General features: G+C 64.9%; 17 protein-coding genes. 9 read left to right on the top strand and 8 right to left on the bottom strand.

Features of this window, described 5'->3' with window-relative positions; all coding sequences use genetic code 11:
• Window positions 1-160: 160 nt before the first annotated feature.
• Window positions 161-1,432 (top strand): fumarylacetoacetase, encoded by a 1,272-nt coding sequence (gene fahA / locus HZZ13_RS35215; RefSeq protein ID WP_197964021.1) that lies wholly within the window; start codon window positions 161-163, stop codon window positions 1,430-1,432.
• Window positions 1,433-1,441: 9 nt separating this feature from the next.
• Here the strand turns inward: fahA and HZZ13_RS35210 are convergent, their stop codons facing one another.
• Window positions 1,442-1,753, bottom strand: a complete 312-nt coding sequence (locus HZZ13_RS35210; protein WP_197964020.1) for a DUF1272 domain-containing protein — start codon at window positions 1,751-1,753, stop codon at window positions 1,442-1,444.
• Between the two features lie 74 nt (window positions 1,754-1,827).
• Window positions 1,828-2,307, bottom strand: coding sequence for an Lrp/AsnC family transcriptional regulator (locus HZZ13_RS35205; protein WP_197964019.1), 480 nt, complete (start codon window positions 2,305-2,307; stop codon window positions 1,828-1,830).
• Window positions 2,308-2,428: 121 nt separating this feature from the next.
• Here HZZ13_RS35205 and hppD point away from each other — a divergent pair, with 121 nt between their 5' ends.
• The gene (gene hppD, locus HZZ13_RS35200; RefSeq protein WP_197964018.1) at window positions 2,429-3,547 is read left to right on the top strand and encodes a 4-hydroxyphenylpyruvate dioxygenase; all 1,119 of its coding nucleotides are present in this window, start codon (window positions 2,429-2,431) and stop codon (window positions 3,545-3,547) included.
• A gap of 98 nt (window positions 3,548-3,645) precedes the next feature.
• Here hppD and HZZ13_RS35195 read toward each other — a convergent pair whose 3' ends face one another.
• The 4 genes from HZZ13_RS35195 to HZZ13_RS35180 all read right to left on the bottom strand — a co-directional run bounded on the left by HZZ13_RS35195 (window position 3,646) and on the right by HZZ13_RS35180 (window position 8,813).
• Window positions 3,646-4,752, bottom strand: a complete 1,107-nt coding sequence (locus HZZ13_RS35195) for a CaiB/BaiF CoA transferase family protein (RefSeq protein ID WP_197964017.1) — start codon at window positions 4,750-4,752, stop codon at window positions 3,646-3,648.
• Between the two features lie 209 nt (window positions 4,753-4,961).
• On the bottom strand, window positions 4,962-5,762 hold the full coding sequence (locus tag HZZ13_RS35190) for an FAD binding domain-containing protein (protein ID WP_197964016.1): 801 nt from the start codon (window positions 5,760-5,762) through the stop codon (window positions 4,962-4,964).
• Window positions 5,763-5,901: 139 nt separating this feature from the next.
• Complete coding sequence (locus tag HZZ13_RS35185; protein ID WP_197964015.1) at window positions 5,902-8,244, bottom strand: xanthine dehydrogenase family protein molybdopterin-binding subunit; 2,343 nt, start codon at window positions 8,242-8,244, stop codon at window positions 5,902-5,904.
• An 83-nt stretch (window positions 8,245-8,327) separates the two neighbouring features.
• Complete coding sequence (locus HZZ13_RS35180) at window positions 8,328-8,813, bottom strand: (2Fe-2S)-binding protein (RefSeq protein ID WP_197964014.1); 486 nt, start codon at window positions 8,811-8,813, stop codon at window positions 8,328-8,330.
• A 704-nt stretch (window positions 8,814-9,517) separates the two neighbouring features.
• Between HZZ13_RS35180 and HZZ13_RS35175 the strand changes: the two genes are divergently transcribed.
• The 6 genes from HZZ13_RS35175 to HZZ13_RS35150 all read left to right on the top strand — a co-directional run bounded on the left by HZZ13_RS35175 (window position 9,518) and on the right by HZZ13_RS35150 (window position 14,950).
• Window positions 9,518-9,967 (top strand): SRPBCC family protein, encoded by a 450-nt coding sequence (locus tag HZZ13_RS35175; RefSeq protein WP_197964013.1) that lies wholly within the window; start codon window positions 9,518-9,520, stop codon window positions 9,965-9,967.
• 250 nt (window positions 9,968-10,217) lie between these two features.
• Window positions 10,218-11,933, top strand: coding sequence for a PQQ-dependent methanol/ethanol family dehydrogenase (locus HZZ13_RS35170; protein ID WP_246504686.1), 1,716 nt, complete (start codon window positions 10,218-10,220; stop codon window positions 11,931-11,933).
• Between the two features lie 142 nt (window positions 11,934-12,075).
• Entirely contained in the window at window positions 12,076-13,269 is a 1,194-nt protein-coding gene (locus HZZ13_RS35165) for a c-type cytochrome (protein ID WP_197964012.1), read from the top strand.
• 153 nt (window positions 13,270-13,422) lie between these two features.
• Window positions 13,423-14,115 (top strand): response regulator, encoded by a 693-nt coding sequence (locus tag HZZ13_RS35160; RefSeq protein ID WP_197964011.1) that lies wholly within the window; start codon window positions 13,423-13,425, stop codon window positions 14,113-14,115.
• Window positions 14,112-14,255: a hypothetical protein gene (locus HZZ13_RS35155; protein WP_197964010.1), complete on the top strand. Its 144-nt coding sequence runs from the start codon at window positions 14,112-14,114 to the stop codon at window positions 14,253-14,255. Before HZZ13_RS35160 ends, HZZ13_RS35155 begins: the two co-directional genes overlap by 4 nt.
• Window positions 14,255-14,950, top strand: a complete 696-nt coding sequence (locus HZZ13_RS35150) for a response regulator (protein WP_197964033.1) — start codon at window positions 14,255-14,257, stop codon at window positions 14,948-14,950. The genes HZZ13_RS35155 and HZZ13_RS35150 overlap by 1 nt, the downstream gene beginning before the upstream one ends.
• 133 nt (window positions 14,951-15,083) lie before the next feature.
• Here HZZ13_RS35150 and HZZ13_RS35145 read toward each other — a convergent pair whose 3' ends face one another.
• Together HZZ13_RS35145 and HZZ13_RS35140 are read right to left on the bottom strand one after the other, a co-directional pair.
• Window positions 15,084-16,439, bottom strand: coding sequence for a hybrid sensor histidine kinase/response regulator (locus HZZ13_RS35145; RefSeq protein ID WP_197964032.1), 1,356 nt, complete (start codon window positions 16,437-16,439; stop codon window positions 15,084-15,086).
• A gap of 5 nt (window positions 16,440-16,444) precedes the next feature.
• On the bottom strand, window positions 16,445-17,611 hold the full coding sequence (locus HZZ13_RS35140; RefSeq protein WP_197964009.1) for an FIST N-terminal domain-containing protein: 1,167 nt from the start codon (window positions 17,609-17,611) through the stop codon (window positions 16,445-16,447).
• A 225-nt stretch (window positions 17,612-17,836) separates the two neighbouring features.
• Between HZZ13_RS35140 and HZZ13_RS35135 the strand changes: the two genes are divergently transcribed.
• The coding region (locus HZZ13_RS35135; protein WP_197964008.1) for a methyl-accepting chemotaxis protein at window positions 17,837-19,520 on the top strand (1,684 nt) is incomplete at its 3' end.

Raw genomic sequence — 19,520 nt, 5'->3', positions numbered from 1 at the left:
TCGCTCAGCGAGCGGGGTGGGGTGACAGTCTCTCCATCGAGGCGGTGCCCGAGTGGAGAGATCACCCCACCCCGTTTCGCATTCCGCTTCGCTTCATGCGAACCGACCCTCCCCCTCCAGGGGAGGGTGACACCGTCACCCTGCGCCCCATGGGAAACCAATGCCTCACCCCAACGACCCCAGCCTCCGCTCCTTCATCGACGTCGATCCTTCGTCCGACTTCCCGATCCAGAACCTGCCCTATGGCGTGTTCTCGACCGCTTCCAATCCGACGCCGCGAGTCGGCGTCGCAATCGGCGACTACGTGCTCGATCTCTGGGAGCTCGAGCAGGATTTCCGGCTCGACGTCGGGCCGCTCGGCGTGTTCTCGGGTCCCTCGCTCAATCCCTTCATGGCGCTGGGGCCCAAGGTCTGGACCAAAACCCGCGCACGCATCAGCGAGCTGTTGCGCGCGGATCATCCGGAGCTGCGCGACAGCGAGGAGCTGCGCTCGCGCGCCTTTGTGCCCATGCGCGATGCCAGGCTCCACATGCCCTTCACCGTCTCCGGCTATACCGATTTCTATTCCTCGAAAGAGCACGCCACCAATGTCGGCGTGATGTTCCGCGGCAAGGACAATGCGCTGCAGCCGAACTGGCTGCACATGCCGATCGCCTATAACGGCCGCGCCTCCACCGTGGTCGTCTCCGGTACCCAAGTGAAGCGTCCGCGCGGGCAGCTAAAGCCGCCGAATGTCGACGTGCCGAGCTTTGCGCCGTGCAAGCGGCTCGACTTCGAGCTGGAGATGGGCGTCGTGATCGGCCAGCCCTCAGCCATGGGCGGCATGCTCACAGAGCAACAGGCCGAGGAGATGATCTTCGGTTTCGTGCTGCTCAACGACTGGAGCGCGCGCGACATCCAGCAATGGGAATATGTGCCGCTCGGCCCGTTCCTGGCAAAAGCCTTCGCGACCTCGATCAGCCCCTGGGTGGTGACGCGCGAGGCGCTGGAGCCGTTCCGCCTGAACGGGCCGGAGCAGCAGCCGGTGCCGCTCGATTATCTCAAGCAGACGAGGCCCCAGAACTACGACGTCGAGCTCGACGTGTCCTTGCGCGCTGCGGGGGCCAATGCGCCCGCCAGCATCAGCCGCACCAATTTCAAGTACATGTACTGGTCATCGGTGCAGCAATTGATGCACCACGCCTCCTCAGGCTGCGCAATGAATGTCGGCGACCTCCTCGGCAGCGGCACCATCTCCGGCCCGGAGAAGAACCAGCGCGGCAGCCTGCTCGAGATCAGCTGGAACGGCACCGAGCCGGTCGAGCTTCCCGGCGGCGCCAGGCGCGCGTTCCTGGAAGACGGCGATTCGCTTGTGATGCGCGGCTGGTGCCAGGGCAACGGCTATCGCGTGGGCTTTGGCGAGGTCGAGGGGACGATTTTGCCGGCGGAGTGACAGGCCAAATCACCGCCGCTCCGGCGGCACGTCGCGCACCCGCGCACAATGCGCCGCGACATCCTCTACGCTGTACTTCAGATGCACCCGCTTGTCGGACGGCACCTGCTTGGCGGTGCACACGCCCGGTCGCCATTCCTGCGCCGGCCTGATCGGGCGCGGGGCGAAGCCGCCGCCGCAGTTCGGGCAGACGTTGAACAGCTTGGTCTCGACGCAGTCCGCGCAGAACGTGCATTCATAGGAGCAGATCCGCGCATTGGTTGCATCGGGCGGCAGATCGCAATCGCAATATTCGCAGTTCGGTCGCAGCTGGAGCGCCATGTTGAATCTCCGCAACTAGAGCTGCGATCATCGCAGATCGCGCAGCCAGCGCGAATGCCATAGTTCCCTCGATTTCAGCCGGGCTTGATCTCCTTCAGCGGCAGCTTCGCGCTCTCCTTCAGCCGGTCCAGCACGATCGAGGAGCGCACATGCGCCACGCTCTGGTGCGGCATCAAGACGTCGTTGACGAGGTTGGAGAGACCCTTGAGGTCGCGCAGCACGGCTTTGAGCACATAATCGGCATCGCCCGTCAGCGAATACGCCTCCTGGATCTCGTCGATCCGGTTCACCAGCGCGCGGAAGCGTTTCGAGTTGTCAGGCGAGTGTGTCGCCAGCCCGACCTGGATGAAGGCGATCACGCCGAAGCCGAGCGCCTCGCTGGAGAGATCGGCGTGATAGCCCGCGATCACCTTCTCCTCCTCCAGCCGCATCCGCCGCCGCGAGCATTGCGAGGCGGAGAGGCCCGCAAGGTCGGCCAGCTCCTGGGTGGTGAGGCGGCCGTCGTCCTGCAGCGCACTGAGGATTTTGAGGTCGAAGGCATCCACGGAGATCATGCGTGTTTGGTCCATTCGGTGCACGGATCGTGCAAACAATAGCCAACCGGCGTCCCGTTTGCACGCTTCTTGCGCGCCTCATGAAGGATAGTTCCTGCCAGCAGCAATTTGGGAGAACACCATGGGTCCGTTTCCGCACGATGCACCGCCGGCCACTGTTAGTGCCGACAACCCGATGGGCACCGACGGCTTCGAGTTCGTCGAATACGCCCATCCCAATCCGGAAGAGCTGCACGCTTTGTTCAAGCTGATGGGCTATGCGCCGGTCGCGCGCCACAGAACCAAGAAGATCACGGTCTATCGCCAGGGCGACATCAACTATCTCGTCAACGAGGAGCCCGGCACCCACGGCACCGATTTCGTCGCCGCGCACGGCCCCTGTGCGCCATCGATGGCGTTCCGCGTCGTCGATGCCAAGGCGGCCTATGACCGCGCGATTGCGCTCGGCGCCGAGCCGGCCGACGTCTCCTCGGCGCAGAAGACGCTCGACGTGCCCGCGATCAAGGGCATCGGCGGCAGCTTGCTCTATCTGGTCGATCGCTACGGTGCCAAGGGCTCGGCCTATGACGCCGAGTTCGAATGGCTGGGCGCGCGCGATCCCAAGCCCGCAGGCGCCGGCCTGTTCTATCTCGACCATCTCACCCACAACGTCCATCGCGGCCGCATGAATGTCTGGGCAGGCTTCTATGAGAAGCTGTTCAACTTCCGCCAGATCCGCTTCTTCGACATCGAGGGCCGCGCCTCCGGCCTGTTCTCGCGCGCGCTGACCAGCCCGGACGGCAAGATCCGCATTCCGATCAACGAGGACGCCGGCGATTCCGGCCAGATCGAGGAATATCTGCAGACCTATCGCGGCGAAGGCATCCAGCACATCGCCTGCGGCTGCCGCGACATCTACCGCACCGTCGAGGACTTGCGCGAGGCCGGCCTGCCCTTCATGCCGTCGCCGCCCGACACCTATTTCGAGAAGATCGACGCGCGCCTGCCCAAGCATGGCGAAGACATCGCGCGGCTCAAGAAGAACGGCATCCTGATCGACGGCGAGGGCGTGGTCGATGGCGGCCAGACCAAGGTCCTGCTGCAGATCTTCTCGGCGAATGCGATCGGCCCGATCTTCTTCGAGTTCATCCAGCGCAAGGGCGACGATGGTTTTGGCGAGGGCAATTTCAAGGCCCTGTTCGAATCGATCGAGGAGGATCAGATCCGGCGCGGGGTGTTGAAGGTGGATACGGCGGCCTGACCGTCATTCCGGGGCGCGCGTCAGCGCGAACCCGGAATCTCGATGTGATAATCTCCAGATTCCGGGTTCGCTCGCGACGCGAGCGCCCCGGAATGACGTCAGCCCGCCCATGCCTTCATCACCGCCCCGATCTCCGCCACCTCCGGCTCGCGCGCGGCCGAGGGCGTGCGCGAGAACCGCGGCGCGGGTGCCGGCTGCTTCACGCCGTGACGCTCGATGAAGACGTTGCGGGCGACCATGTGCGGATGCTTGGTCGCCTCCGACATGGTCAGCACCGGCGCGAAGCAGATGTCGGTGCCTTCCATGATCTTGCACCAGTCCTCGCGCGTCTTGCTCTTGAACACGGACCGGAGCTTCTCCTTCAGCGCCGGCCAGGCCTTGCGGTCCATCTGCGCGTCGAAATCCGCATCCGTCAGGCCGGCATGCTCGCGCAGCAGCGCGTAGAATTGCGGCTCGATCGAGCCGATCGAGATGAAGTGCCCGCAAGCGCATTCGTAGACGCCGTAGAAATGCGCGCCGCCATCGAGGAAGTTCTGGTCGCGCCCCTCGGTCCAGCGTCCCATCGCGGTCATGTCGAAGAAGAACGACATCAACGAGGCCGCGCCGTCGCACATCGCCGCGTCCACCACCTGGCCCTTGCCCGACTTCTGCGCTTCCAGGAGCGCGGCGAGCACGCCGACGACGAGATAGAGCGCACCGCCGCCGAAATCGCCGACCAGGTTGAGCGGCGGCACCGGCGCCTCCTTCGTGCCGATCGCGGCGAGCGCGCCGGTGATGGAGATGTAATTGATGTCGTGACCGGCTGCATTGGCGAGCGGGCCTTCCTGGCCCCACCCGGTCATGCGGCCATAGACCAGCTTCGGGTTGCGCGCGAGCACGACGTCCGGGCCGAGCCCGAGCCGCTCCATCACGCCGGGGCGAAAACCTTCGACCAGCGCGTCCGCGCTCGCGAGCAGATCCAGCACTTGCGCGATCGCCGCCTTGTCCTTGAGGTCGAGCTCGATCACCTTGCGGCCGCGCCCCGCCACCGACGTCATGCTCTTCTTCGCGCCGACGCGGTCGAGCGTGACGACGTCGGCGCCCATGTCGGCCAGCATCATGCAGGCGAACGGGCCGGGTCCGATGCCGGCGAATTCGACGATGCGGAAGCCCGAGAGCGGGCCGGAGGTGCGGACGGTCGAGCTGGGGGCTGGTTTGTCGAGCACGTTGTTGTTTCCTCGGGTCGCGGGCGCATGCGCCTGATGCGGCAATCGCCTCTGAAGCTTCTTCTGTTGAGCGAGTTAATCGGCCGATTAACTTTTCTCGCCTTCACGCCAGCGAGGCAAGCGGTTTTCATGCCGCACGGCCAAAATAAAACGGCGCGCACCGAAGTGCGCGCCGCGGAAAATTTGCGTGGAGACGCTAAGTCGAACTGTCAGCGCGCAGCAGCGACCGCGCGTTGCGCCATCACCTTGATCAGATTGGCGCGATATTCCGCCGTGCCGTGGATGTCGGCCAGCAATCCGTTCGCCGAAATCGTCACGCTGTCGATCGCGGATGGCGACCAGTTCGCCTTCAGCGCGGCTTCGATCGCCGGCACCCGCATCACGCCGGTTTGCGAGGCGCCGGTGGCGGCAACGCGAACGTCGCCCGACTTGGTCTGCGCCACGAACACGCCGGTCAGCGCGAAGCGCGAGGCCGGATGCCGCATCTTCTCGTAGCCTGCCTTCGCCGGCACCGGGAATGACACGGCGGTGATGATCTCGCCGTCTTCCAGCGCCGTCGTGAACAGGCCCTGGAAGAAATCATCCGCCGCAATCGACCGCTTGTTGGTCTTCACGGTGGCACCGAGCGCGAGCAGCGCCGCCGGGAAATCCGCGGCGGGATCGTTGTTGGCGATCGAGCCGCCGATCGTGCCGCGGTAGCGCACGGCGGGATCGCCCAGCACCGAGGTGAGATAGGCGATTGCAGGAATCGCCTGTTTCACGTCGGCATTCGTCATGATGTCGTAATAGGTCGTCGCGGCCTTGATGGTCAGCGTGTCGCCCGACAATTCGACGCCCTGCAACTCCTTGATCCTGCCGAGGTCGATGACGTCGGAGGGGCCTGCGAGGCGCTGCTTCATGACCGGTAGCAGCGTCTGGCCGCCGGCGAGAAACTTCGAATCGCTTCCCTTGGCGAACAGGCTGGCGGCCTCGTCGACCGAGGAGGCGCGATGATAGGTGGTCTGGTACATCTTCGATGCTCCTGAAATCTTTGCTCTGTCATTCCGGGATGCGCCTGATGGCGCAGACCCGGAATCTCGAGGTTGAATTCTTAAGCTCCAGATTCCGGGTTCGAGGCTTCGCCTCGCCCCGGAATGACGATGGCGAATGTCAAGCCGCGTGGATCGTGCGCCACACCCGGTCGGGGGTTGCGGGCATTTCCAGATTGTTCTTGCCGATCGCATCCGTGATCGCGTTGATCACGGCCGCCGACGCCCCGATCGCGCCGGCCTCACCGCAGCCCTTGATGCCCAGGGGATTGCCCGGGCACAGCGTCGTGGTGTGGGACAGGTTGAACGACGGCACGTCGTCGGCGCGCGGCATGGCGTAATCCATGAACGAGGCCGTGACCGGCTGGCCGTTGGCATCGTAGATCGCATGCTCGAGCAAGGCCTGCCCGATACCCTGCACGAGGCCGCCATGGACCTGGCCCTCGACGATCATCGGGTTGATCAGCCGGCCGAAATCGTCGGCCGCGACGAAGTTGATGAACGAGGTCTTGCCGGTGCCGGGATCGACCTCGACCTCGCAGATATAGGCGCCGGCCGGGAAGGTGAAGTTGGTCGGGTCGTAGAAGGCGCTCTCCTTCAGGCCCGGCTCCATCCCCTCAGGCAGGTTGTGCGCGGTGTAGGCCGCGAGCGCGACCATCGGCAGGGCGATGGCCTTGTCGGTGCCGGTTACCTTGAACTCGCCGTTCTCGATGACGATGTCGGCCTCCGAGGCCTCCAGCGCATGCGCGGCGATCTTCTTGGCCTTGGATTCGACCTTCTCCATCGCCTTCAGGATCGCGGTGAGGCCGACGGCCGCCGAGCGCGAGCCGTAGGTGCCCATGCCGAACTGCACCTTGTCGGTGTCGCCATGGACGATCGAGACCTGGCTGATCGGAACGCCAAGGCGCTCCGCGACGAGTTGGCAGAACGTGGTCTCGTGACCCTGGCCGTGGCTGTGCGAGCCGGTCAGGATCTCGATGGTGCCGACCGGGTTGACGCGCACTTCGGCCGATTCCCATAGGCCGACACCGGCGCCCAGGCTGCCGACCGCCTTCGACGGCGCGATGCCGCAGGCCTCGATGTAGCAGGACACGCCGATGCCGCGCAGCTTGCCGTCGGCTTTCGCCTTGGCCTTGCGGGCAGGGAAGCCGGCATAGTCGATCGCCTTCATCGCGGCGTCGAGCGAGGCGTTAAAGTCGCCGACGTCGTAAGCCATGATGACGGGCGTCTGGTACGGGAACTGGGTGATGAAGTTCTGCTTGCGCAGCGCCGCCGGATCGACGTTCAGCTGTCGTGCCGCCGTTTCCATCATCCGCTCGAGCAGATAGCTCGCCTCGGGCCGGCCCGCGCCGCGATAGGCGTCGACCGGGGTGGTGTTGGTATAGACCCCGATCACCTCGGCATGGATCGCAGGGATGACGTACTGGCCCGACAGCAGCGTTGCGTAGAGATAGGTCGGCACCGCCGAGGAGAACAGCGACATGTAGGCGCCGAAATTGGCGTAGGTCTTCACCCTCAGCCCGAGGATCTTGTTGTTGGCGTCGAACGCCATCTCGGCATGGGTGACGTGGTCGCGGCCATGGGCGTCGGTGAGGAAGGCCTCGGTGCGGTCGCTGGTCCATTTCACGGGCCGGCCGACTCGCTTGGAAGCCCAGAGCGCCACCATCTCTTCCGGATAGATGTAGATCTTCGAGCCGAAGCCGCCGCCGACGTCGGGTGCGATCACGCGCAGCTTGTGCTCGGGCGCGATGTTGTAGAACGCCGACAGCACGAGACGGGCGACGTGCGGGTTCTGCGACGTCGTGTAGAGCGTGAAATGCTCCTCGGCGCTGTCGTAGTCGGCGATGGCCGCGCGCGGTTCCATCGGGTTCGGCGCGAGGCGGTTGTTGGTGAGATCGAGCTTCACCACATTGGCGGCTTTCGAGAAGGCGGCATTCACCGCGCCCTCGTCGCCGAGCACCCAGTCATAGACCTGGTTACCGGGGGCTTCGGGATGCAGCTGCGGCGCGCCGGCCTTGATGGCGGCGTGGACGTCGGCGACCGCAGGAAGCTCTTCGTAATCGATGACGACGGCTTCGGCGGCGTCGCGTGCCAGATTCTTGCTTTCGGCGATCACGACCGCGACCGCCTGGCCGACGAAGCGCACCGTCTCCGGCGCCATCGCCGGCCACGCGCCCATCTTCATCGGGCTGCCGTCCTTGGAGGTGATGGCCCAGCCGCAGATCAGGTTGCCGACCTTGTCGTCGACCAGCTGCTGTCCGGTGAGCACCGCGACCACGCCCGGCATCTTCAGCGCCGCGGACGAATCGATCTTCTTCACCTTGGCGTGCGCGTGCGGGCTGCGGATGAAATAGGCATGGGTCATGCCCGTCAATTTGATGTCGTCGACGTAGCGGCCCTTGCCGGTAATGAAACGCTTGTCTTCCTTGCGCACGACGCGTGCGCCGATGCCTTCAACACCCATGTCTGGTCCTCCCGACCGGAAATTTTATGACTGCGCTTTCCTTCGAAAGCAGCAAGCGGTGATTTTCTTTCGAGGCGCGCCGCTTACTCGGCCGCCTGCGAGACCTTCATGCGGCCGGCCGCGTCTAGGACGGCCTTGACGATGTTGTGATAGCCGGTGCAGCGGCAGATATTGCCTTCCAGCTCGGTGCGGACGGTGGCCTCGTCGAGCTGGCCGCCGTAACGATGCACGATGTCGATCGCCGACATGATCATGCCCGGGGTGCAATAGCCGCACTGCAGGCCGTGATTGTCGCGGAACGCGGCCTGCATCGGGTGCAGCTCGTCGCCCTTGGCGATGCCCTCGATCGTGGTGATGGTGGCGCCGTCGGCCTGCCCTGCCAGCATGGTGCAGGATTTCACCGCACGGCCGTCCATGTGCACGACGCAGGCGCCGCATTGGCTGGTGTCGCAGCCGACGTGGGTCCCGGTCAGGTTGAGGTGATCGCGCAGGAGCTGGACCAGCAGCGTGCGGTCCTCGACATCGACAGCAACGGCCTTGCCGTTGACCGTCAGTTTGACTGTAGACACGTGAAGTCCTCCCAAAGTGATTTTGATTGGTTCTAATTAGAGACAGCGCGAACGAAACTTTGCAACTGGGTTTTTGCTGACCGCGGTCATGGAAGGGTCATGGTGACGACGGTCGCAGATGTACGATTCGGCCACGATGCCTCGTGCCGCCGCCATCACGTGCTGCGACATTGCGGGAGACACACGGAAAGTCGCCGCTGCGATGGCGTGATCGGCTGCCACGATATCAGGCGCGTGACCTGTCCTACGTGCCGTGGTCGCCTTGCCGTTTGCCCCGGGCTCAGCCCGGTCGTGCGTTGTTCCTCCCTCGAATGTCCTGCTCGTTGCGCGAATAGGAGCATGCGCCCCCGCCTTTGTAATCGCGATCTTGGTAGTAGGACGAGATGTCTTAAGCCATTGATTTTACTTACGGCAATGCAGCGAAGCGCCGCCGTCAAGCCGCGCCGGCCAGGACGCTCCGCGTGTTGCGATTTCAATAGTTCCCTCCGTCATTCCGGGGCCCGAGCGGAGCGAGGGAGCCCGGAATCCATCGGGCCGCAGGGTCAGCAGGTTGATGGATTCCGGGTTCGCGCCAAGAGGCGCGCCCCGGAATGACATCGCGTGATGAGAAATCAGAAGAGCGGCCCTAGTACTTCCTGGCGATTGAATGCAGCCGCCCGTCCTCCTAGTCGAGCCGTACAAGCAACGGCAAAAGGGTGGAAGCGATGCAGATGAACGACAGTCAGCGGATCCCGGCGTCGAAGGAAACGGTGTGGGCTGCGCTCAACGATCCCGATATTCTCAGGCGCTGCATTCCCGGCTGCCAATCGCTCGAGATGGCGTCGCCGACCGAGATGACGGCGACGGTGGTGCTGAAGGTCGGGCCGGTGAAGGCGACGTTCAGCGGCAAGGTGACGCTAACCGATATCGATGCGCCCAACTTCTATCGCATCGTCGGCGAGGGCGCCGGCGGTGTCGCCGGCTTTGCCAAGGGCGGCGCGACGGTCAGGCTGGAGGAAGAAGCGCCCGACGTCACCGTCCTGCACTACGAAGCCGACGCGCAGATCGGCGGCAAGCTCGCACAACTCGGCTCCCGGCTGATCGACTCGACGTCGCGAAAACTCGCCGCGAGCTTCTTCGAAAGTTTCGCGGGCCTGGTAGCGCCATCATCGTGATTGATGCGCGACGCCGCCTTAGTTCGAGCGTGCATTTTCGAGCTGCAGAAAAAGGCCAGGACGCGAGGCGGGACAACGAGATGAGCGGCGGAAGCCGCCAATGATTTGCACTACTACCTTCCGCCTATACTAAGCGCGAAACGGCGATGCTGTAATTTCGAACGATGGCTCGCAGGCGAACTGCGCATCACGAGCGCAAGCCGCTCGGGCGCCCAACGAGGCGTGCACAACAACATCGCGGAGGGAATACATGACCTTTGGAAAGAAGGGCTTCTTGGCCAGCATCTCCATGATTGCGATGCTCGCCGCCGTTACACCGGGCGTTCGCGCCAACGACTCGCTGCTCAAAGCGCAATCCGATTCGAATCAATGGGCCGTTGCCGGCCACGATTACGGCAACACGCGCTTCAGCCCGCTCAAGCAGATCAACACCGAGAACGCCGGCAAGCTGACGCTCGCTTACTCCTTCTCGCTGGCCTCGCTGCGTTCGAACGAATCCTCGCCGATCGTGGTCGGCAACACGCTGTACGTTTCGAGCTCGTGGGGTCCGAAATACGTCTATGCGCTCGATGCGGCGACGGGGCAGCGCAAATGGACCTGGGAGCCCGAGATTCCCGACGACGTGCTGCAATATGCCTGCTGCGACGTGAACAACCGCGGCGTCTCCTATGCCGACGGCAAGATCTTCGTCGGCCGCCTCGACGGCAAGCTGACCGCGCTCGATGCCGCGACCGGCAAGTCGCTGTGGACGGCCAAGGTGGTCGACTACAAGCAGGGCTCGGTCATCACCTCGCCGCCGCTCGTCGTGCGCGACAAGGTCATCACCGGTTTCGGCGGCGGCGAATACGGCGTGCGCGGCGCGCTGCTGGCCTTCGACATCAACACCGGCAAGCAGGTGTGGCAGACCTACACCGTTCCGTCCCCGGACGAGCCCGGCGGCGACACCTGGAAGGGCGACTCTGCCCAGCATGGCGGCGGCGCAGCCTGGCTGGTCGGCTCCTACGATCCGAAGAGCGACACGGTCTATTGGGGCACCAGCAATCCCGGCCCGTGGAACACGGCGGTGCGTTCGACCGGCGACGGCAATTTCGGCAAGCTGACCAACCTCTACACCGCTTCGACGCTCGCGCTCGATCCCAACACCGGCAAGATCAAGTGGCACATCCAGACCACGCCGGCCGACGCCTGGGACTATGACGGCGTCAACGAAGCCGTGCTCGCGGATCTCAAGATCGGCGGCAGCACCGTGCCGGCGCTGATGAAGGCGGACCGCAACGGCTTCTTCTTCGTCGCCAACCGTGAGACCGGCAAGGTGTTGTCGGCGGAGAAATACGTGTTCTCCAACTGGGCCAAGAAGTGGGACGTCACCACGATGCGCACGGTCGAGGATCCCGACAAGCGTCCCGGGCCGAATCATCCCGCCAAGGACATCTGTCCGAACCTGATCGGCGGCAAGAACTGGCAGCCGATGTCGTTCAATCCGCAGACCGGCCTGGTCTACATCCCCTCCAACAACGTCTGCATGGACTGGTCGGTCAGCGATGTCGCCTACAAGCGCGGCGTGTTCTATCTCGGCGCCGAATTCCCGACCAAAGAAGGCCCCGGCGGATTCCTCGGCGAGCTCGTCGCCTGGGATCCGGTCGCGCAGAAGAAGGTCTGGTCAATCAAGGAAGACCTGCCCTTCAACGGCGGCACGCTGACCACCGGCGGCGGGCTCGTGTTTGCCGGCAACATCCATGGCGACTTCCGTGCCATCGATGCGAAGTCCGGCAAGGTGCTGTGGAGCAGGAATCTCGGCTCCGGCATCGGCGCAGGCCCGGTGACCTATCAGGTCGACGGCAAGCAATATGTCGCCATCGTCGTCGGCCGCACCGCCGCGCTGCCTGCGTTCCTGGGCGAGGTAGGAAAGAAGATGACGGCCGCAGCCCCCGAGGGCGGTTCGCTCTTCGTGTTCTCCGTCCAGTGACAACTCGCGCGCGTATCCTCGAGGTGACGGGATACGCGCGCGCTTTCTCCGGATCTTAGCAGCGGCATCGGCCGAGGCCTGGTGCCACCACGCCTGGCCCAACAAGCTCCGGCGCAACTAAACCAACGCAAGGGAGACGAGGATGTGTCCGAATCATTCCGCCACCGGTGCGAACCGACATCGCGCCATCGCAGGCCTGCTCGCATGTGCCGCCGCGGCGCTGATCGTTCCGGCCTCGCCGCTACAGGCCGAGGAAGCGCAGCCGTTCCGTCTCTGCGCCGATCCGACCAACCTGCCATTCTCGAGCGACAGTTCGTCGAAGCCGGGCTTCTACGTCGAGATCGGACAAGCCCTGGCGCAGGCGCTCGGCCGGCCGATCGCCTATGACTGGTACAAGTCCTATTTTGGCAAGCGCACCGTGCGCGTCACGCTGCTCGGCAAGCAATGCGACGCCATGATCGGACTGCCGCGGTCCGAGGATTTCATGGGCCCGGCCGTGATCTTCTCCGACACCTTCGCGAAGGAGGGTTATGCCCTCGTCGCCGCCAAGGAATCTGCGAAGGGCGCCGCGGTCGGCGGCATCGACGGCCTCAAGGGCAAGCGTGTGGCCGTGCAGTTCGCCAGCACGCCGCAAAACCTGCTGGCGAGCCGCGACGACATCCAGAAGGTGACGGTGCTGTCGCCCGAGGAGGGCATGCAGGCGCTCGACCAGGGCAGGGCCGATGTCGCCTTCATCTGGGGACCGGTCGCCGGCTGGCTGAACAAGACCAGCTACGACGGCCGCTACCAGATCGAGCTCACCGAGGGCGAGGGCCTGTCATGGGATGCCGCCATCGGCTTTGCCAGGACCTCGACCGAGCTGCGCGACCGCGTCAATGCCGTGTTGCCGCAGCTTCAAGGCAAGATCGGCGAGCTCGCCGTGAAATACGGTTTGCCGACCGGCGCGCCGGTTCGCTTCGGCGCGGCGGCGGCGGCGACGGTGACGACGGGCACGGGAAGCGGAGCCGGCGTCGCCCAGGTCGCCAATGTCGTGGCGACCGAGACCAAGGGCGATGCGGTCGCGGCGGGTACGGAGGCCGTCGGCGCGGGCAAGGAGATCTTCAACGGAACCTGTGCGCACTGCCACGGTCCCGATGCGATCCAGAGCGAGCGCAAGATCGATCTGCGGCTGCTGCGTCACCGCTACGGCGACGAGATGCGCGAGAAGTACTGGACCACCGTGCACGAGGGGCGGCCGAACAAGGGCATGCCGGCCTGGAAGGAGGTCTATACCGATGAGCAGTTCAACAGCATCTATTCCTTCCTGCTGACGGTCCAGACGGAATCGAACGACTGAACGGTCTTGACCGAACCCGATCGGGAGGATGTGGTAGAGTTGATCCGGCACCATCCCGGTGCCGGACGGATGCCGGATGGTTCCGCCGCTTCCGCTGCGGCGGCGGATGCCCGTACAGTGCAGCATTCGGCGGTGCAGTCCTGTGAAGGCGCCATGACCAGCTTCCTGATCATCGACGATCATCCGCTGTTTCGCGAGGCGCTCGGCAATGCGGTGCGGCTGGCCCTGCCGGAGGCGCGGATCTTCGAGGCGATGTCGATCGAGGACGCCCTTCATATCCTGACGGCCGAGCAGGGCGAGGGCATCGACCTCGCGCTGCTCGACCTCCTGCTGCCGGATGCGACCGGCTTCTCCGGCTTTCTGCGTCTGCGCGAGGCCCATCCGCGCCTGCCCGTCGCCATCGTGTCGAGCGAGGAGGACCAGCGCGTCGTCCGCGAGGCGCTGGAGCTGGGGGCCGCCGGTTTTCTGCCGAAGTCGCTGTCGAAGCGCGAGCTGGCGCAATCGATCCAGGGCGTGCTGAATGGATCGGTGTCAGTGCCGAAGGATTTCGTGGCAACGTCGCAGCGGCGCCGGGCCGAGGCCAGCAAGGCGCTCGAGGTCAAGCTGCGCGAGCTCACGCCGCAACAGCTTCGCGTGCTCGATCTGCTGCGGCGCGGCTATCCGAACCGGCAGATCGGTCAGGAGCTTCAGCTCGCCGAATCCACGGTGAAGGCGCATATCACCGAAATTCTGCGCAAGCTCGGCCTTTTCAGCCGCAACAAGGCGATCATGGAGATCGGCAAGGTGGAGCTGCCGGATCCCAAGGCCCGGCCCTATGCGCGGGCCGACCGCGGGCGGCCGCAATGACGCGCAATACCCTGCTTGATCTGGATCAAAGCGGTCTGGTCCGGCTGCGACATTCTCGTTTCGGCGTCGAACCCGTCGATCATCTGGCCGATCAACCGGGCAATCATCCAGGCAATCATCCAGGAATGGCTCACGCGTGATGCGATTTCTGATCGTCGAAGACCATCCGTTGTTTCGCGAGGCCCTCGAGGGCGCGCTCCAGATGGTGGCGCCGGCGGCCGAGATCCTTCAGGCGACGTCGATCGACGGAGCGCTCGAGCAGGCCGCGGCGGCTGGCGAGCTCGACCTCATCCTGCTCGATCTGTCGATGCCGGGCACCACGGGCCTTTCGGGTATCATCCGCATCCGCAAGGCCTTTCCCAGGATTCCGATCGTCATCGTATCAGGGCATCAGGATCCGCAGATCATGGCCGGCGCCTTGTCGCTCGGCGTCTCCGGCTACATCCTCAAATCGTCGTCGAAGCAGGAGCTGGCGCAGTCGATCGGGGAGGTGCTGCGCGGCGCGGTCTGTGTCCCTGCCGCCTATCGCGGGCTCGTCCGCCCGCAACGCGCCGCCGGCCCGGCGCAGGATCTCTTGAAACGCCTGCACGAGCTGACCCCGCAGCAATTGCGCGTGCTCGAAATGCTCAAGCGCGGCCTGCAGAACAAGCAGATCGCCTTCGAGCTGAATATCTCCGAGACCACGGTGAAGGTCCACGTCTCCGACATCCTGCGCAAGCTCAACGTGCTGAGCCGCACCAAGGCCATCGTAGAAATGTCCCGGATCGATTTCGCGACCCTGGCAAGCGAAGGCGCTCCGGCAAGGCGCGAGCATGCTCCGCCGGACCGGCAGTGATTTGATTTTGCCGCTTTCTGCGGCGCTGCAGGTGCAAGTAGTTCATTGATATATCAGAGCAATAATGCCGTGTAATATATTACCGGTACTGTGCATGGGGTTGTTTTGCGACTTTTGATGTGCGCCGCGCGCTTCAGCTCAGCAGGAACGACAGCAGCGCCCGCATCTCGGCCGGCTTGATCGGCTTCTTCAGCACTTCGAGGCCCTGGAGGCTCGCCTGCTTGGCCGCCTGTTCGGAATAGTCGGCGGTGATGATCATGGCGGGCGTGTCGAGCTTCAAATGCCCCCGCACGTCGGTGATCGCCGACAGGCCGCTCTCGCCGTGATCGAGATGCAGGTCTGCAATCACGACATCGGGCGCGCCGCCGAGCTCGCCGAGGCGCACGAGCGCGTCCGCGGCCGATCGCGTGGTCGCGACATCGCAGCCCCATCCCTCCAGCAGCGCGGCCATCGCCTCCGAGCCGTTCGGATCGTTCTCGATCAAGAGGATCTTGGCGCCTTCGAGCCCGCTGTAATCGTAGTGACGCGCGGCGGGCTCGACCTCCTGCACCTCGTCAGCGACGTCAGCGAGGCCAGCCGGCTCCAGCTCCAGGGTGAAGGTCGATCCCCTGCCGAGCTGCGAGGACAGCCGCACCTCGTGCCCGAGCTCGCTGGCGAAGCGGCGGACGATGGAGAGGCCGAGCCCGAAGCCGGCCTGGTCGGTCGCGTTTGCATCGCCGCGCTGGAATTCGCGGAAGATCGCCTCCTGCTGCGCCTGCGCAATCCCGGGTCCGGTGTCGGAGACCTGGACGCAGATCTGCCCGCCGCGCGGCCGGCATCCCATCACGACGCCGCCGCTGCGGGTATAGCGAATGGCATTGGCGAGCAGGTTCTGCAGGATCCGCCGCAGCATCATCGCATCCGACATCACCGCCAGCGGTGAGGTGCGGATGCGCAGGGACAGCCCTTGCCGCGCGGCGATCGGCTCGAACTCGTTGCGAAGCTGCTCGAACAGCGGCGCCAGTGCGATCGCGCGCACGTCGGGCTTGAGTGCGCCGGCGTCGAGCTTTGCGATCTCAAGCAGCGAGCGCAAGAGGTCCTCCAGCATCACCAGCGAGCGGCTCGCTTGGTCGATCAGCACGCCCGCTTCCTGCGACTCCATCATCTCCGTCAGCGCGGACAGGGTCAGGCGCGCCGCGTTGAGCGGCTGCAACAGATCGTGGGTGACCGCGATCAGCACCGAGGATTTCAGCGAGCTTGCCGCCTCCGCCTGCTGCTTGGCGCGGTAGAGACCTTCATTGGCGCGCTCGACAGAATGCAGTGCTTCGCGCAATTGGTGCGTCCGGTCGCGAACCTTGTGGTCGAGCGCGATCGCGGTTTCGAACAATGAAAAGGCATTGAGCTGCTGGTCCATCGAGCGCTCGACGCGCGACATCAGCGCGGCATTGATCTTCCTCAGCTTGGCGGCCTCGCGCCTGAGCTGGTCGACCGCATCGGGGCCCTGCCACATGTCCGTCACGACGTGCGCCTTCCGATCGCAACTCCCGTGAAAGTCTGGTTCACATGCATGGAGCCGAACTGCTCGCCGTAGGTGTGAAAGCCGACCACGCGGTTCTGCCGGTACAGCTCCGACATGTCGCGGGCGAGCTGATGCTGTTCGGCATCGAGCCGGCGGAGCAGGCACTCGAAGCCGATGTAGAGCGAGACGTCTCCGATCTGGTCGCGGATGTCGGCGAACGTCTCGCGGGCCGCGCCGACCAGGCTGCGCGAGGTCGCCGCGGTCAGCACCATGCCCTCATCGATGGCGCAGAAGAAGTGCAAGGAGCCGTCCGGCTCGACGCGCTGGATCGAGCGTGCGTAATAGGCGCCGCCGACGCGCACCAGGACCGGATGGGAGGCGAAGGAGAACGGATCGAGCTTGGCGTCCATGATGCCGACCACGCGCGAATATTCCTGCGCAGCAGGCTCGGCGTTCAGCTCCCGGACCGTGCGGTTCTCGATGTCGGCCTCGGTCACCACCATCTTCTGCGCCTGCGGCTCGAAATTGTCGCACTTGAAGACGCGGAACGGCAGCGAGGTGTTGAGCAGGATCAGCAAGGCGGCATTGCTGTGTGCCTTGCCGTCGAAGAACACGAACGTCTTCTCGAAGCGCAGCCCGTCGCCTGCCGACCCGCCGACCACCGGAATGTCGTCCAGCGATGCATAGATCGCGGACATCACCGCTTCTTCGCGGCGGCACAGGCCGTCGATCAGGACCAGGCCGAAGGGACTGCCACGCTCGACCTCCGGCGTGGCCCGCAACAGCTCGTGCCGGAGCTCGCTGCCGATCCTGCGGCCGTCCTCGACGCGGAAGCTGTCGAGGTTGAAGATGGGCCGCACCACCGCGGAGAAGTCGGCGCGGCTGAACGCCAGCGCCACGACGCTGTTCTCGTCCCAGCCGTCAGGAGCAAGCTCGCCCGCCGTGGTGCAACCGCAGACCTCTGTGTCGTCGAATTGCCGGCTGATCTCGGCGATGAAGCGATCGGGGTCGTAGCTGGGGGAGAGGAACACCAGGATCAGCGCCAGCCCGTCGGACGGAAGCTGGGCCGCCAGCTCGGCGACGGCGTCATCGACGCTCGCGGCCTTCGACTTGGCCACGGCAACGCCAGACGCGCCGCCAAACCGAAAATCGGTTTGCCCCACTCCGTTTCTCCCTTGAGGCTCGGTCTAATGCCGAGTGGCTGACAAGTGCCTGATAAGTATTCGAGAGTAGGGCGTTTTCCGGGTAGCCGCAACACGGCACCCGCTCCTCGCAGGCTTGGGCGGATTTACCACCCCTTGACGATTCTGCCCTAATTTTGCGCAACGTTCGGAAAGGGCTGCTTCCGGGCCGCAGAATCGCTGCAAGAACATGAACGGGGGTTGGGAATGTCCGGGCGTACCGCGTCGCCGTCGAAGCGTGCACTATTTCCGACCCTCAAGTTCCGCGCAAAGATCATCCTCGGCTTCGCCGCCGTGCTGGTGATCTCCGCCGGCAGCATGGCCTTCTCCTATTTCGGCTTCGAGCGGGTCGCCGCCGGGGTCGGGTCGTACCGCAGCAGCGTGTCGGAGGCCGATCTCGCCCGCAATATCGACCGTGAGCTGCTCGCCTATCGTTCCGCCGCCAAATATTTCGTCGTCACCGGCAAGGAAGACGACACCAAGGCGGCGCTCGATGCCGAGGCCAGCCTGAAGAACGCCATCGACCAGGCCGTCAAGGCCGCTACGAAGCCGGCGCGGCAGGAAAGCCTGGGGAAGCTCGCCAAGGAGTTTTCCAGCTTCTCCGCGACCTTCGCCAAGGTGCTCCAGGCCAAGCGCGACAGCGCGCTGCTGGTGCAGAACCAGCTTCAGCGCAACGCCAACCTTCTGAAATACAAGCTCGACGACATCGGCAACAACGCCTCCGACGCCGAAGCGCAGGCGATCGAGTTCGGCACCAAGCAGGTCAACGCCCAGTTCCAGACCGCGAGTGCGGCAGCGACCAATTTCGTGTTGACGTCCGATCAGGCGATCGGCGCCAGCGCGCTGGCGCGGCTGAAATTCGTCGAGAACTCGCTCGGCGCGGTCTATTCGATGGACGACAAGGTCGTCGCCGGGCTGAAAGATGCCAAGGCGCTGCTCGGCGCCTATCGCGAGGCGCTGGAGAAGCTGATCGCCAACGCCAAGCTGGTCGATGACCTCGTCGCCGAGATGAGCGGCTCGGCCGGCGCGATCCAGCAAGGCGCCACCGCCATGAAGGCGGACCTCGTCGCCGAGCAACAGCGGCTGGATTCGGAGTCGGCGGCGACCATCGGGCAGACTGAGCAACTGGTGCTGATGCTGGCCGTCGGCGGCACGCTGTTAGGTGCGGTCCTCGCCTTCCTGCTCGGCACCGGCATCTCGCGGCCGATGATCGCGATGTGCAAGGCGATGCGGGAGCTGGCCTCCGGCAATTTCGACGTGGTGCTGCCCGGCTTGGGGCGCAAGGACGAGATCGGCGAGATGGCCGGCGCGGTCGAGGAATTCAAGATCCAGGCCGTTGCAAAAGCCGAGCGCGATGCCGCCGCCAGCGAAGTGCAGAACCGCGAGCAGGCGGCAAGCCGCCGCGCCGAGCTGATCCGCTTTGCCGACGATTTCGAGAGCGCGGTCGGCGCCATCGTCTCCAACGTCTCGGCCTCGGCCGTGCAGCTGGAATCGGCGGCCTCCACCCTGACCCGCACCGCCGAGACCACCCAGAGCCTGTCGAGCCAGGTCGCCGGCGTCTCCGAGCAGGCCTCCTCCAACATGCAGTCGGTCGCGACCGCGACCGAGGAGCTGTCGGCCTCGGTCGAGGAGATCGGCCGCCAGGTGCGCGATTCCAGCCGCATCGCCGAGGCTGCCGTGATGCAGGCCAAGGAGACCGACGGCCGCATCGGCAAGCTGTCGCACGCCGCCCAGCAGATCGGCGAGGTGGTCAAGCTGATCACCGCGATCGCCGAGCAGACCAATTTGCTCGCGCTCAACGCCACCATCGAGGCCGCCCGCGCCGGCGAGGCCGGCCGCGGCTTCGCCGTCGTGGCGAGCGAGGTGAAGTCGCTGGCGAGCCAGACCGCGA

Source organism: Bradyrhizobium agreste (assembly GCF_016031625.1).
Lineage (GTDB): Bacteria > Pseudomonadota > Alphaproteobacteria > Rhizobiales > Xanthobacteraceae > Bradyrhizobium > Bradyrhizobium agreste.
This window is presented reverse-complemented; position numbering and strand designations above follow the sequence as displayed.